This window comes from Sphingopyxis sp. LK2115 (assembly GCF_014595975.1).
Classification (GTDB): domain Bacteria; phylum Pseudomonadota; class Alphaproteobacteria; order Sphingomonadales; family Sphingomonadaceae; genus Sphingopyxis.
This window is the reverse complement of the sequence record NZ_JABWGQ010000021.1, coordinates 1-14,469: the sequence shown is the minus strand read 5'-3', so window position 1 is coordinate 14,469 and position 14,469 is coordinate 1. Positions and strand designations below refer to the sequence as shown.

General features: G+C 62.9%; 12 protein-coding genes. 6 read left to right on the top strand and 6 right to left on the bottom strand.

Annotation, left to right across the window (positions count from 1 at the left end; genetic code table 11):
• Positions 1–454 precede the first annotated feature (454 nt).
• Positions 455–955, bottom strand: coding sequence for a MarR family winged helix-turn-helix transcriptional regulator (locus HUW43_RS03680; protein WP_223181259.1), 501 nt, complete (start codon positions 953–955; stop codon positions 455–457).
• A gap of 68 nt (positions 956–1,023) precedes the next feature.
• Here HUW43_RS03680 and HUW43_RS03675 point away from each other — a divergent pair, with 68 nt between their 5' ends.
• Positions 1,024–1,902, top strand: coding sequence for an alpha/beta fold hydrolase (locus tag HUW43_RS03675; protein ID WP_039575377.1), 879 nt, complete (start codon positions 1,024–1,026; stop codon positions 1,900–1,902).
• Entirely contained in the window at positions 1,899–2,309 is a 411-nt protein-coding gene (locus tag HUW43_RS03670; protein ID WP_054588691.1) for a hotdog fold thioesterase, read from the top strand. The genes HUW43_RS03675 and HUW43_RS03670 overlap by 4 nt, the downstream gene beginning before the upstream one ends.
• 285 nt (positions 2,310–2,594) lie before the next feature.
• On the opposite strand, the gene HUW43_RS03665 is transcribed toward HUW43_RS03670, so the two are convergent.
• From HUW43_RS03665 to HUW43_RS03645, 5 genes are all read right to left on the bottom strand, one after another.
• Positions 2,595–3,827, bottom strand: a complete 1,233-nt coding sequence (locus HUW43_RS03665) for a serine hydrolase domain-containing protein (protein WP_136173728.1) — start codon at positions 3,825–3,827, stop codon at positions 2,595–2,597.
• Between the two features lie 61 nt (positions 3,828–3,888).
• A complete protein-coding gene (locus HUW43_RS03660; RefSeq protein WP_223181258.1) occupies positions 3,889–5,421 on the bottom strand; it encodes a carboxylesterase/lipase family protein in 1,533 nt (510 codons plus the stop codon).
• 70 nt (positions 5,422–5,491) lie between these two features.
• Positions 5,492–7,558, bottom strand: coding sequence for a TonB-dependent receptor (locus tag HUW43_RS03655; RefSeq protein WP_176473446.1), 2,067 nt, complete (start codon positions 7,556–7,558; stop codon positions 5,492–5,494).
• A gap of 277 nt (positions 7,559–7,835) precedes the next feature.
• On the bottom strand, positions 7,836–9,110 hold the full coding sequence (locus HUW43_RS03650; protein ID WP_188236137.1) for a hypothetical protein: 1,275 nt from the start codon (positions 9,108–9,110) through the stop codon (positions 7,836–7,838).
• Positions 9,111–9,136: 26 nt separating this feature from the next.
• Positions 9,137–9,877, bottom strand: coding sequence for a GntR family transcriptional regulator (locus HUW43_RS03645; RefSeq protein ID WP_052208263.1), 741 nt, complete (start codon positions 9,875–9,877; stop codon positions 9,137–9,139).
• A gap of 133 nt (positions 9,878–10,010) precedes the next feature.
• On the opposite strand from HUW43_RS03645, the gene HUW43_RS03640 reads away from it, so the two are divergent.
• The 4 genes from HUW43_RS03640 to HUW43_RS03625 all read left to right on the top strand — a co-directional run.
• Complete coding sequence (locus HUW43_RS03640) at positions 10,011–11,024, top strand: serine hydrolase domain-containing protein (RefSeq protein WP_052208266.1); 1,014 nt, start codon at positions 10,011–10,013, stop codon at positions 11,022–11,024.
• A gap of 214 nt (positions 11,025–11,238) precedes the next feature.
• Positions 11,239–12,852, top strand: a complete 1,614-nt coding sequence (locus tag HUW43_RS03635) for a long-chain fatty acid--CoA ligase (RefSeq protein WP_137865749.1) — start codon at positions 11,239–11,241, stop codon at positions 12,850–12,852.
• 171 nt (positions 12,853–13,023) lie between these two features.
• Entirely contained in the window at positions 13,024–13,701 is a 678-nt protein-coding gene (locus HUW43_RS03630) for a TetR/AcrR family transcriptional regulator (RefSeq protein ID WP_039575391.1), read from the top strand.
• A 98-nt stretch (positions 13,702–13,799) separates the two neighbouring features.
• On the top strand, positions 13,800–14,469 hold a 670-nt coding region (locus tag HUW43_RS03625; RefSeq protein ID WP_188236136.1), incomplete at its 3' end, for a DDE-type integrase/transposase/recombinase.

The window sequence follows — 14,469 nt, the reverse complement described above, 5'->3', positions numbered from 1 at the left end:
CGACGAAGCCCAAATCCTCCTTAAATCACAACCTCAAATCTGTGCCATTGGTGCTGACGGCGGACAGCACCGGCAATCCGCCCTCACATGAAGCGCTCGGGTTGAGCCATGTCGGTCTCCACGCAGAGGTTCGTTTCTTGGTAGACAACTCGTTGCACGAAATAGCTCGTCGGTCAATTGGCGCTGGCACGCGAAGCCAAGAGCGGCCCGCCTCGCGGGAGGGCGCTCACCGCCGAACGATTGCCGGCTCGATCGGACTATTCTGCAACACGGCGGGAGGCAGGTAGGGCTCCGTGCCGCGATATTCGCAATTAGTTAGCCGTCAGTGCTGGCAACCTGATGCAGCGGGGGCAGAACGGCCGCGGCGCGCCGCCTCAGACGCGAGCGGTGCCAGTTGGGGATATCGGCTTGCTGACGATGAATGGCGTCGGCCATTTCAAATCTTCCACGGCTCCTATCGAGGAGGCATGTCTTCCGATCCGCTTTCGAGATTGCCGGACATTTTCGTCAGCAATGAGCGCATCGCGCGTATCTCAGTTGGGGAAATCATATGGAGCAGTCGCGCGTAGATCATGTCGGCTTCGGCGCGCAGCTGAGGCAGGATTTCGATCGCTCGGGGCAAAAGATGAAGTTCCCAGACGCGCCGGTCGCCCTTGGCAGCGCGCCGTTCCGCGAGCACCATTCTTTCCAGCTGGTCGACAACATGGCCAACGCTGGCACGCTCCAGTTCGAGGCATTTGGAGAGGTCGGTTTGGGTCATGCCCGGGGTCCGATAGATATAGACGAGCGCGCGCCACTGGGTTCGCGTCAATCCGAAGCGCGCCGTTGAGGCATCAAACTTCCGACGCAGTTTGCGGGGCACTTCCTCGATGAGAAAGACAAACTCGTCTGAGGCCGTCAGAAGACTTTTCGCGGGAGAGATGCCGCTTGTATTGCGAGGTTCAACCATCGTCATGGACTGTAGAGCCAACATCATATTCTGAAAACCCTTTACTGTAAGATATGATATAGTATGATCGTGGAATGATTGATCAGTCGATCACGCTTGCCGGGAAAGCGGGCCATGAAATCGCAGCGTCGGTTGATGGCCCGGAACTCGGATTACCGGTAATCCTCGCGCACGGCGGCGGACAGACCCGAAGGGCATGGAGGGCGGTAGCCCACCGGCTCGCGAGCCATGGTTTCCGGACCATCGCAGTCGATATGCGCGGGCACGGCGAGAGTGCATGGGCCAGCGACGGAGCCTATGATATCTCCGATTTTGCGGCCGATCTCGTCGAGATCGCTGCGGCGACGGCGAGCAAACCGGCGCTGATTGGCGCGTCTCTTGGTGGCCTGGCCGGGATCATCGCCGAGGGAAAATGCGCACCGGGAAGTTTCGGATCGCTGACGCTGGTCGACGTCACACCTCAGATGGAACCGAGCGGCGTCGCCCGCGTGGTCGGTTTCATGGCGGCGCATGCGCGCGATGGTTTTGCGTCGGTGGAAGAGGCCGCACAGGTCATTGCCGACTATCTGCCCCATCGCCCCAGCCGGAAGGCTTCGGCCGGGCTAGCACACTATCTGCGCCGCAAGGACGATGAACGCTTCTATTGGCACTGGGACCCCGCCTTCATCGAAAGAGTGACGCAGCAGGGCGGCGGCGTTTCCAGCGACCATGGCCGCACCGAGCTCAGCGCGGCCGCTGCCTGCTTGACCTTGCCGGTGCATCTGATCCGCGGCGGGTCAAGCGATCTCGTCTCGCTGGAAGCCGTCAAGCATTTCCAGGGCCTTGTCCCTCATATGGCGTATAGCGACATTGCGAATGCGACTCATATGGTGGTGGGGGACGAGAACGACGCTTTCGGGCAATCGATCCTAGAGTTTTTGCTCGGCATCCATGAAGCGGAAATGAAATCATGAATGCCCCCGCCGTCCCGGGGCTTGAGGAATTACGTGACCTATTGGCGCTGGCCCCTTTTCACCGCTGGCTCGGGCTCAGCATCGCTGAGGTCGGCGCCAACGAGTTGGTGATCTCCATGCCTTGGCGAGACGAAATCATCTCAAATCCGACGGTCGGCGCGGCGCATGGTGGCATCGTATCGGCTTTGATCGATCTGACCGGCCTCTATACGATCATCGCGATGGGGGGTGCTGCGCGGGCGACGGCGGACCTCCATGTGGATTTTCACCGACCGGCCAAGCTGGGGCCGCTTCGCGCGATCGGCAGCCCGGTGAAATTAGGGCGGCAGATAAGCGTCGCGGCTACCCGGATCCTAGCCGCAGACGGAACCTTGGTGGCGAGTGGTAGAGGGGCCTACGTCGCCTGATAACCGCCCGAGGCGAGCCAATCTGCGCGGCCAGATGCATGCCCAGCAGCTTTCGGAGCCGAGGCAGTGGCGGCAGCGACACGCTTTTTGGCGACGTGTCCCTAGGCCGAACCCACGACCGGACGGCCGCGCATCGGCCATTCAGTCAAATCGGCTCCCTGCCGGTCACACGCGGGTTTGGCCGCTCGCCTTTGAGCCGTCGACTTTGCCTAGTCCGACAGGCCAGCCACGCAGCGCATGGAGATCAAGTTCTCCTGTGCTGCGTGACTAGACTGCTGGGTCAGGTCAGGGCGCCGGGGTGCGATTCGCGATCGCATCCTCGATCAGATCCTGCATGACCTGTTCGAGCTCGACGCCTTTCCGGTCGCCTCCGCTCGATATTTCGGTGGCGATCAAAGCGTAATAGCCGGTCTCGCGATCGATCCAGCCGGTCCAACCATAGGCACCCGGTGAGGAATTGATCTTGGACGTCGCGCAGGCCGAAGGCGTGTCGCATTCGACAAAGGAGCCGAGCGCATATTCCCAATTGCCCGCGCTCGCCGGCACGAAAACGCGCGGCAAGCCTGCGGTACGTTGCTGGGTGAAGCTTGTCATATCGGTAATAAAGCTGCCGCCAAGGAAGGCACGCAGAAGTTTCGCATAGTCGCGCGGCGTCGAATAGGCGCCGCCCGCGACCCACGGGTTGGTGGGAGCGCTTCCCGCAGGGTCATACCAGGTCGTGCTCGTCATCCCGAGCGGGGTCGTCACATGCTGCGCGAACAGTTCGTGAAAATTGCGCTGGCGTGCCGGTGACGTGCCGGGCGCGATGCTTATATCCTTTGCCTCCAGATAGGCAGCGGCGACCTGAAGGCCGTGCGGTCCATAGCTATATTGCGCGCCGGGCGCGTTGCCCGGGCGCAAAATATCATAGCGCAAATCGTGGATGCTCTTCGCGCAATTGTAGAGCGTCATGGCCGGAAGCAGCTGACAGCCGCCAACGAGCGGGCTCGCATTGAAGCCCGACGTCATCGACAGCGCATGCTTGAGTTGGACATCCTTCTTCGTTCCGATCGTGGTCCAGAAGGCAAGCGGCGGCCGCATCGGATCGTCGAGCGTCGCGATGCCAGCCTGCACCATGCGCATCCCCAGCGCGCCGGCGAACCATTTGGAGGCCGACGCAAGCGGGGTCACCCGATCGATACCAAAGCTGCCCTTCTCGTAAGCGAAGAGATAGTCGGGATCCGAAGCATTCCCGACGATGAAATAGCCGTTATCGACCTCGGTATCAGCGTCGATTGCCGACTGTAACGCGGTCCAGTCATAGGTATAACCGCCGACGGTGGCCGAAAGGCTGGCGGCCGCGGGCGCCGATGCCGCCGACGTCGACGCTTTAGCAGCGGGCGCCGCAGGCGGAAGCTGCACCATGGGACGCGCCTCGCCGCCGCCGTTGCCCCCGAACCCGCCCTGCGCCGCAAAGGCCGCAGCCCCAGCCATCGCCGCACCAGCGGCAAGCCACATCCATTTCGTTCTTCCAGCCATTTTCTCTCTCCCAGCTTCGTTGCACATCGTCGAAACGGAGGGCCTAGCGCGGCCGGACGGGCTAGGGCCTGGGCTGGCCGTTCCCGAAGTGAACATTGAGCAGATGGTCGAGCTGCGCCTTGCGAAAGCCGGCGACGACGCCAGACTCGGGCGCAAATTTTGCGAGACGGTCGCTTGCCGCATCGTAACGCGGCCAGTCGCGAACGAGTGCGCAGCCAGGAACGCCCGTCTTGGCGAAGCCAACCCAGCAGGCGGCGATGCCTTCGCCGAAGCGGCGATCCTCGTCACCGACGGCGCCGGCGACCGACGCGAAATAGTCGAGCGTCCCGAACAGATAGGGGATTTCAGACCCGTGCGCGGCGCCCTTGGCGCGGTCGCGCCGCGCCGCTGCGACATAGTCGAAATGATAGAGATACGAAGGCGCCCCTCCCGCCGTCCGGGCCGCGAGCCAGCGCGCCGGGGCGACGAACCAGGCGTCGCCCAACACCTGGCGCGCCAGTTCATCATCGGCCAGCCCCATGCCATAGGCGGCCCGGCCCGCCGCCTGGTCGCGCCCTAGATAGGCGAGCGCGGGGGATGGCGGCACGCCCATGGCAAGGATGACGCTCGCCTCGTTGCTGTTCGCGCCGACGAGGAGCGGAACGTCGATCGGCTCGCTACGCGCAAAGACGCGCCAAGGCGCTTCGCGTACCAGGTCGCCGTCGAGGATGGGGCCGGTCATCGCGCCCGGCGTCCGGACCTCGCCAGCGGCAACGAGCGCGGCGGCGGGCAGCGCGCGAAGCGCGTCGAGCGATGCTGAAGGCGGCGCACCTGCGCGCGCTGCCAACGCCGCGCCTAGCGCTTCTTGCTCGCCAAGCGGGCGCGGATCGAGGAGACCAACGCCCGACTGAACGATCGCCTTGGCGAACAGGCCTTTGGCTTCGGGCTGGGCAAGGATCGTCGTCACTCCGATCGCCCCGGCGGATTCGCCGAACAAGGTGATCTGGCGCGGATCGCCACCAAATGCGGCGATATTTTTCTTCACCCACCGCAGGGCGGCCAATTGGTCCATCAGGCCGTAATTGGCGAGCGCCTCGCCGCGCGGCTTGGCCGCGCTGAGCGCGGGATGGGCGAAATAACCGAGCGCGCCCAACCGATAGTTGATCGTCACCAAAACCACACCTTGCCGCGCGAAGGCGGTGCCGTCGAAAACCGGGAAGGTGCCCGAACCGACCACATGGGCGCCGCCATGGATCCAGACCATCACTGGCAGCTTTCGCGCCCCCGCCGGGCGCCAGATGTTCAGCTGGAGGCAATCCTCAGACTGATGCTCGGCTACCCCGCCCGCGACAAGTGCGGGGCGCACCGTCTGCGGACAAGCCGGGCCGAGTTTTGCGGCATCGCGGACGCCCCGCCAGCGCGGCGGTGCCTGCGGCGCCCGCCAGCGAAGAGCGCCGACCGGTGCGGCGGCGAAAGGAATATCAAGGAAGCGCTCGACGTCCCCCGTGCGCGCGCCCGCAAGGCGCCCCTGCGCGATTGTCGCCGCGGGGGCCGTCTCCGCCGCCGCGACAGACACCGATCCGGTCAGCATCGCGGCACCGAACAGTGCTGCCATCACCAAATGCCGCATTGCGCCCTCCTACCCTTCCCGACCAGCGGCTGGAGGCCGCGGACGGGAGCGCGACCTAGAAAGAAATGCGTCCTTCGACGCCGACGACGCGAGGCTGGCTGTACCGGTTGATCGTCGGCGCCTGCGCGACGAAATAAACCTTGTCGAAGACGTTGTTCGCGAACGCGCTGACGCTGATCTTGCCGAAGTCGACGCCGACCCGAAGATTGACGAGGACATAATCATCGAGGTCGACCGAGGTCGCTGTCAGCTCCTGTTTGCCGCCCCATTGACCACTGATCAGGACATTGCTGGTCAGCGCGACATCCTTGGTGACCGGGTAGCGCAGATTGAGGTTGGCCGAGGCGAGCCAGTCGGGAACCTGCGCAAGGTCCAGCCCGTCATAGCGGCCGCTCTTGACCTTGCCCTCTTGCCGCGAGCCACTCAAGGCGAGGCGGCCATTGCCTTCGCCGAGATCGAAGCCCTGGCTATATTCGGCCTCGATACCCCAGCTTTTCGCATCGCCTGCGTTGGTTAGATAGGCGACCGCGGCGATCGGGCACGCCGGATTGGTGAGCGCGCAGCCATCGTCGACCTGCGCGATCAGGTCTTCAAGCTCGGTGTAATAGCCCGCGATTGCGAAATAGCCGCGGCGGATCGGACTGCCCTTGATGCCGACTTCGTAAGACGTGCTGTTTTCGTTGCCGAACAGCACCTGCACAGGACTCGGCGCGCGCGGATCGGAGAGGCGCGTGTTGAACCCGCCGGCCCGATAGCTGCTGCCGACCTTGCCATAGGCGAGGATGTTCGACGTGAGCTTGTACGAGAGGGTCGCATTGTAGGAGAGATTGTCGGCGTTGATGCTGTCGTCGATGATCCGCGATGGCCCGCCGGTGGGCAGGCCAGTCCCCAAATCGTAAAGCCGCGCCGAGATGCTCCGGCTGTCGCGGGTATAGCGCAGTTCGCCGGTCAGGTTGAGGCTGTCGGTGATGTCGAAACCGAGCGAGCCATAGGCCGCATAGCTTTCGAAATGCAGCCGCGCGGGCGCGATATTGCCCGGCGACGGATTGGCGAGCGTCGGCGTGCGCGTCGTCGCCACCGAGAAATCGCTGTCGAGCAACAGCATTTCGGCGCCGACCAGCCATGTGAAGCGATCGCTCGCCCCGCTGACATGAATATCCTGCGAAAAATTGTCGGTCGTGTCGACGACGTAGGACGCGGTGCTGGCATCGAGCGGCGTGAGAGCGCCGATCTGCCCCGCGGCGCGCGCACGCGCCAGCTCGGCGGGGCTGATCGCGTCATTGTCGAGATCATATTCGGACGTGCGCTTGCGAAAGGAGGTTGTCGACGTCAGGTCGGCACCGCCCAGATCCACGCGGACGAGCGCCTGAAGGCCGTCCACGTCCTGGCTGGCGCGCGGCGCGGTGTTCCAGGGGTAGCGAAAGCGATCCTGCGTATAACCGCCGGGAAAGCCTGGCGTGCCCGCGGGAATGGATATCTGGTAATGGATCGTCGGCGTGGTCAGCCGCTGGGTCTCGGCCGTGATGATCGCGTCGACCGGCCCGCGCTTCAGCCGGATCTGGCCGCGCAGTCCGTGGCCCTTCTGCTGGTCGAAATAGACGTCGTTGTCGGGATTGTAGAAGAAGCCCTTGTCCTGCTCGACGAGATCGCCGCTGATGCGGATCGCCAGGCCATCGGCGAGCGGGACATTGATCGCGCCCTGCGTCTGGAAGCTGTTGTTCTCGAAGCCATAGCGCGCGCTCGCCCAGCCCGAGAGATCGAATTCGGGCTCGGCCGAGATGATATTGATCGCGCCGCCGACCGCGTTGCGGCCGTACAGCGCGCCCTGCGTCCCGCGCAGAACCTCGACGCGGCCGATGTCGAGCAGGTCGAGCCGCGTGAAGTTGCGACCGCCCACCGGACCGCCGGCGATATAGGCACCGTTGCGATAGAGCCCGACGCTCGGGTCGCCATTGGTGGCACGCGCGGTCGACGAAGCGCGGATCGAGATCTCCGACGTGACGGACGAGTTCAGATTGTTGAAGCGAACGCTTGGCTGATCGGCGAGGAGTTCGCCGCTGCCCGTGGCGCCGCCGCGATCGGTGAGCGACGTGATATCGATGACCGACGCCGCGGTCGGCACATCGGCCAGCCGCTCTTCGCGGCGGCGCGCCGTTACGACTATGGCGCCATCATCATCCGCTTCAGCCGCGTCCGGAAGAGCTTCGGACGGTGCGTCTTGAGCGAAAGCAGGCGGAGCGACGGCTACCCAAATCGCGGCCGTGCAGAAAAGAAGGTTCGCTCTGCGTCCCATGGTCACTCTCCCCATCTTGTTATCGCAATTATTATCGATAATTTTGTGCAAAACCGTCGGCAAGTCAAGCCGGAAAGCGCAATGTCTTTGCAGGTGGTTCGCTGGTCTAAGAGACGACGGCGCTCAGCAGGTCGCGGACGCCCCGCGCCGTAGCGGCAAGGGGGTCAGGTGTGACCGTCGATAAATCGTCGGTCACAGCGTGGTGATGACGGTGTGCGCCAAAGATGCCGGCATGACGCACGTAGCCGGCCTTTATCACTTCCGAGAGTTCGCCCGCTGTGCCTTCCGCCGAAGGATAGGCCATTTCCAACCCCGGCTGGCCTTTGAATATCTCGCGCGCACACGTCACGAATTCGGGCGATGTCATGAGAAAACGATAGGGATCGGCGCTTGGCAGCGGCAGCAAGCGCCCCGGCATTTCCTGATAGTCACGTGCTGCCGCATTGGCGCCGAGATGAAACCAGAAAGCGGTCTCGCCGGGGGCTGGACCCACCTTGTCGGCGATATGGCTCGCACCGAGATTCTCATATTCATGCCCGCTGTTGCACAGGAAGAGCAGGCTGTGTTGCGGAAACGCTCGGGGCATCCAGTCGGCAAGCGCGAGCCACATCGCGATACCCGGCCCCCGCTCGCCGGCGCAATCGGTCCAGCCTGAACGCGGCGTAGAGACGACGAGCCAAGGGCGACCGGAGCGAACGCGTCGCCCGATTATATTCTGCGCTGCCCGAATCCCACCGCGCCCGCGAAGCGCTAATTTCGCCGCGGCACCGTGGCGCGCGGCTTCAATCACCGGGGCGGCGAGTCGCGGCGCGAGCAAGGCAAGTGGCTTGTCCGATACAGGATGACCGGCCGGGACATTGAGGAGCAAGGCCTCGCCCGTCGGCCCAGTCGTAATGAGAATGACCCCGTTCGCACCGCGCGCAAGCGCATCGGCGAGCGGCTCGCGCACTGCACGATCTACGAGGCTCGACCAGCGGCGGAAAGGCAGGCGCACGACGGCGATCGCGCCGTCGAGGCGTTCAGGGATTTCTGCGAGGCGCAGCGGCGCAGCGAGACCGGCCTCGCCGGTTTCGACGGCGAGCGGCTGTGCGACGAGCGGTATCGTGTGGTCGCCGAGCGTAAGTTCGCAATGCGACGCCTCGAACCAAGGCACGTCAAACGTCTGGCGATCCACTTCGAATCCGGCACTGAACAGCCGCTTCGCTGTCCAGTCGGCGGTCCAGCGATCGCCCGCGCCGCCCGACTGCTTGTTGCCGGCCTCGGCATAGCTTTGGACGTCGGCGAAGAGGCGTCCGGGGCCGAACATGGTCAAATCCAGGGATACAGCGGCAGCGGAGTCAACCTGCAATGCGATCGGCGCCGCGAGGCCCGCCTTAAGCAAGGTGCGGCGGTCGGTCGGGAGACGGCTCATGTCACTTTTGCGCGGCGGCGGCTGGGCTTAGGCTTTGCGTGGCGGGCCTTATATTCCTCGAGTGCGCGCCCAAAACTATTCTGAGTAACCCCGATCAGATCGCGCGCCACCGCATCGGCGGCATCGCCATCGCGCGCGACGATATGGCGGCAAAGCGCGTCGTAGAGGATGGCCGATCGCTTCGCCGCCTCGTTGCCATGCGTCTCGATATAGCTGTCAGTATAGACATTGTGCTGCCAGCGCGCGAGCAGCGCGACCCGATCGAGGAGCTCGAGCGCGAGCGGCGCATTGCTGCGTTTGGCGATAAAGCGACCGATGCGGTTCGAGACCTTGATATGCTCGAACGTATTGTCGGTGCGCTGGGTGACATCCTTATATTCGACAAGCCGGTGCATCAGTTCGCGCCCGTCGCGGTCGGTCATTTCGGCGGCCGCAAGGCGACAAACGACGCCGAACAGCGATTTCCACAGTTCATAGACCTCGTTCGCAGCATGCTCGTCGATATCGATCACATAGGTGCCGCGCCACGGCACGACCTTGACAAGCCCGATCCGCGCGAGATGCCGGAACGCCTCGCGCACCGGCGCATGGCTCACTCCGAAGCGCGCGGCGATTTCGCGCTCGCGCAGCCACGATCCGGGCGGAATCCGCCATTCGACGATGTCGTCGGTCAAAAGGCGCGCGATCACGCGGTCCTGCGTCGGCGCGCTGTCGTCGTCGGTCTTCGTCGCGGCCATGTCTCTCCGTTCGGCTTTCCCTGCTCGCGGCGCCATCCTAATCGGGCAGCGCACACGAGCAATCGATGATTGCGAATGAATTTATTATCGATAATATGGAGAATGACAAGCATCGGAAAATCGGAGTCGGATCTTGAAGCGCACCATCCTCTTTTTCGCAGCCGCGGTTGCGGCACAGCCAGCCGCGGCAGGCGAACCCGCCCCTCTTCCCGGCTGTGCCGAAGCGATCGCCTATTCTGAGGCTAATTCCGGCGTTGCGCTGCTGATACTTGAAGATGGCAAAGTGCGCTGCCGATCGGCAGACATCGCGACGCCGCAGGAACTCTGGTCGGGCACCAAGAGCCTTGTCGGGCTGATGGCGGCGGCGGGCGCACAGGATGGACTTCTAACCCTCGACGAGCGGGCATCGGAGACACTCGCTGAATGGAGGGGCGACCCCAAAAAGGAACAGATCACGCTTCGGCAATTGCTGTCGATGACGGGCGGCCAGGCATCGACCGTCGGCAGGGCCCAAGGGTATCTGGACTCGGTGAAGGCACCGCTCACGGCGGCGCCGGGCAGCAAATTCCAATATGGTCCCGCCCCGATGCAAATCTTTGGAGAGATCATGCGGCGCAAGCTCGTTGCCAAGGGCCAAGACGGCAACGCTCGCCATTATGTGGAGCGGCGCATTCTCACTCCGCTTGGGGTTACCATAGGCAGTTGGCGCAGCGGCCCCGATGGCGCACCGCTCATGCCGCAGGGCCTCGTGCTGGCAGCGTCCGAGTGGGCGAAGATCGGCGAGTTCGTCCGCGGCGGTGGGAAGCTCGACGGCAAGCCGCTTGTCGATGAACTGGCGTTCGCCGAGCTGTTCAAGGGTAGCCAGGCCAATCCGGCCTACGGTCTCACCTGGTGGTTGCCCCGTAGCACGCCGGCTGTCGATATTGTTACCCGGTCCACCGATATCACCAGTCATGCCAACGAACTCCCGGCGGATATGGTCGTCGCCGCCGGCGCGGGCGATCAACGCCTCTATATCATTCCGTCGCTTCGGCTTACAATCGTTAGGCAGGCGAAACTCGATCTGGCGGCTTTGGCGGCGGGGGAAAAAGGCGATTGGTCCGATTGGCGGTTCCTGTCACTGTTGCTGAAAGCGGCGAGTGACTAATTTGAAACGCGGCCGAAAACATGTCGGGGCCGATCGAACCTAGGCCGTGCCGCTGCAATATGATCATTGAGAATTGCTGGCCGAATGGAAACGCGGCACGTGGAGTTTGCCGCTGGACCAAAATGATGACGGTTATTGACAGCCCGCGCGGCAATCATACCCGAGGGGCGGAACCTTGCACGCGACGCCGCAGTGGGGCGAAGAAGGATGCAGCATGTTACGGGGATTGATGCAGGACGCGCCGCTGCTGATCAGCGGAATATTGGAATATGCCGCGCGCGCGCACGGCGAGAGGGAGATCGTCTCGAAGGCTGTCGATGAGCCGGTTTGGCGGTATGACTGGCACCGCTGCGATCAGCGTGCGCGTCAGGCTGCGCAGGCCCTTGGTGTCCTCGGGATTGCAACGGGCGACCGCGTCTCGTCGCTCGCCTGGAACACGCACCGCCACCTCGAACTCTTCTATGCGGCGCCGGGCATGGGCGCTGTATTGCACACTGCCAACCCGCGTCTCAGCGACGAGCAAATCGCCTTTACTATCGCTCATGCAGGCAGCCGCATTCTCTTCTTCGAGCCCAATCTAGCCGAGCTCGTCGCACGGCTGCGCCCTCTCCTTCCAGGTATCGAGCGTTATGTCCTTCTCGCGGATCGCGGAGCGACCGCGCCAGATGTTGCTGACGCGTTGAACTATGAAGCGTTGCTGGCACGCCAGGACGGGGCCCTCACCTGGCCGAGCTTCGATGAAAAGGCAGCCGCATTTCTTTGCTACACTTCGGGGACGACGGGCGACCCCAAGGGCGTCCTATACAGCCACCGATCAATCGTTCTCCACGGGATGGCGGCCGGTCTGAGCAGTGCCTTCGGGTTCAGCGCTTTTGATGTCATCATGCCCTGCTCGTCCATGTATCATGCGACGGCATGGGGACTTCCGTTCACGGCAGCGATTAACGGCTGCAAGCTAGTGCTTCCTTGCGACAGGATGGACGGTGCCAGTCTCGCCGATCTGATCAACGAAGAGGGCGTCACCTTTTCGGGCGGTGTGCCCACGATCTGGACCATGTACCTCGCTCATCTCGACACCACGGGGACGGGGGTCGGCAATCTCAAGCGCCTCGTGATTGGCGGCTCGGCCGTCCCGCGGGCGATGGCCGAGACATTCCGCGCCAAATATGGTGTCACTGTGCTCCAGCTCTGGGGCATGACCGAAACCAATCCTCTCGGCGTGATTTCGACGCCCTCCCCGCTCCTGATGGCCGAAGGCGAGGATTTCGCGAACGATCTCCTGCTGACGAAGCAGGGTCGCATGCAATTTGGCATCGAACTGCGCATTATCGACGGCGATGGCACGCCGCTCCCCTGGGACGGTGAGCAGGCGGGTGCGCTCCAGGTCCGCGGACCGTGGGTCGTCGATCGCTATTTCCCCGATTTTGAGGGCGCCGGGAGCGATGGCTGGTTCGACACCGGGGACATAGGTACGATCGATCGCTTCGGCTTTCTCCGGCTGACCGACCGCGCGAAAGACGTGATCAAGTCCGGGGGCGAATGGATCAGCTCGATTGATATCGAGAATGCGGCGGTTGGGTACCCCGGCGTCCGGGTCGCCGCGGTCGTTGGCGTATATCATCCAAAATGGGAAGAGCGACCCCTTCTCGTGATTGAAACGCATGAAGGTCAAGCCGTCACAGCCGACGCAATTCGCGCGCATCTGGAGACGAAGGTTGTTCGTTGGTGGCTGCCGGACGACATCCTGTTCGCGACAGTACCGCTCACTGCAACGGGAAAGATCGACAAAAAGGCCTTACGCGAAGCGTATCGTAACCAACTCGCCTAGATGAGATCACACTGCGTCCATTCCCTGCGAACGGCAGCGATCCTTTCAGGCAGGCAAAGTTCAGCGGGCCTCGTGGGTCTTGCATAAGCCCGGGCAATCTCGCGGGGGCGGGCTATACAATGCAAAGCGCTCTACGCTTGCAGCGCGGACAAGGTATGGCCAAGATGAGGCATGACGTCGACCCAAAAAACCAAAGAACAAGCTTCCGGACGAACAGGGAGGCCTACTCGACAAGCCTCGCAAGCACTTTCGAGGAAAATTCTCCGTGTCGCCCGCGATGTCTTCTTTGCCGACGGATTCGGTCGTTCAACGGCGGAACGGATTGCTGCAAAAGCAGGCATCTCCAAGCGCACTTTGTACGCCCGTTACGGGAGCAAAAAGCTGCTTTTCGAGGCGGTAATACTCAGGGAAATCGAGGATCGGCTCTCCTTCCTCGAACAGCACGTTCCCGAACATGGCGACGTTCGGCCCGAGCTTGAAGAGCTGTCCGATGAACTGCTATCCTGGATGCTTACCGACATTCATGTCGCGTTGGAACGCGTTGTAATGGCTGAGGCTGCACGTTTTCCCGCTTTAGCGCGAAACCTTTACGAATTCGGCGTAGGACGCACGACGAGATTGGTGGCAGAGGTTTTGCGCAAAGCCGAGGAGAGGGGAGAAATCAGGGTGTCAGACGCGAATTTTGCTGCGGAGCAGTTTATATCCAGCGTCATTTTGTCACCTTTTCGTCGGGCCGCTCTTGGAGTGGGAGTGACCAGTCACAATGAAACCTCTTCAGCCCGAATGAGGCAAGCTGTGGATCTATTTGTGTACGGCTGCCGCCCCTCCCAGAAGGGGAGCCATCCATAACATTCCCGCTTCATCTCGGGCTGGGCAGTTGTCACGACTAGGTGTTTAGTCCCAGCATGTGATGGTGTAAGCTTGTCATCGTCACAGCGGGAGGGATTATGGGCCAGCTTCTACACGGCAGCGCCAAGACCACGCACGCCGTTCGAGCGGAGCTACAGCGATCGCAAGCTCCGGCCGCGCAGCTCGCGAAGCGGTACGGGATCAACGAGAAGACGGTGATCAAGTGGCGCAGCCGGCCGTCGGTCGAGGACATGCCGGTGGGGCCGAAGGAACGGCGCAGCACCGTGCTGTCGCCGATGGAAGAAGCCGCGATCGTGGCGCTCAGGGTGCAGGCCCGGCTGCCGCTCGATGACGTCTTCATCGCGTTGAAGGACGTGATCCCGAACCTGACGCGCTCGTCGCTTCACCGCTGCCTGCAGCGGCACGGGATCAGCCGATTGCCGAAGGCGGATCGCGAGAAGCCGAAGAAGTTCAAGAAGTACGAGATCGGCTATTTCCACATCGATATCGCCGAACTGCGCTACGAAGGCGGCAAAGGATTCCTCTATGTCGCGGTGGACCGCACCTCGAAGCTGGTGTTCGCCCGCATCTATCGACGGGCGACCAAGCTCGCCGCGGCAGCCTTCCTGCGCGTGCTGATCAAGACGGTTCCCTACAGGATCCACACCATCCTGACCGACAACGGCGTGCAGTTCGTGCAGCGTGACCAGGGCGGCACACTGGGATGGATCGGCCATATCTTCGGCCGTGTCTGCGAGCAGAACGGCA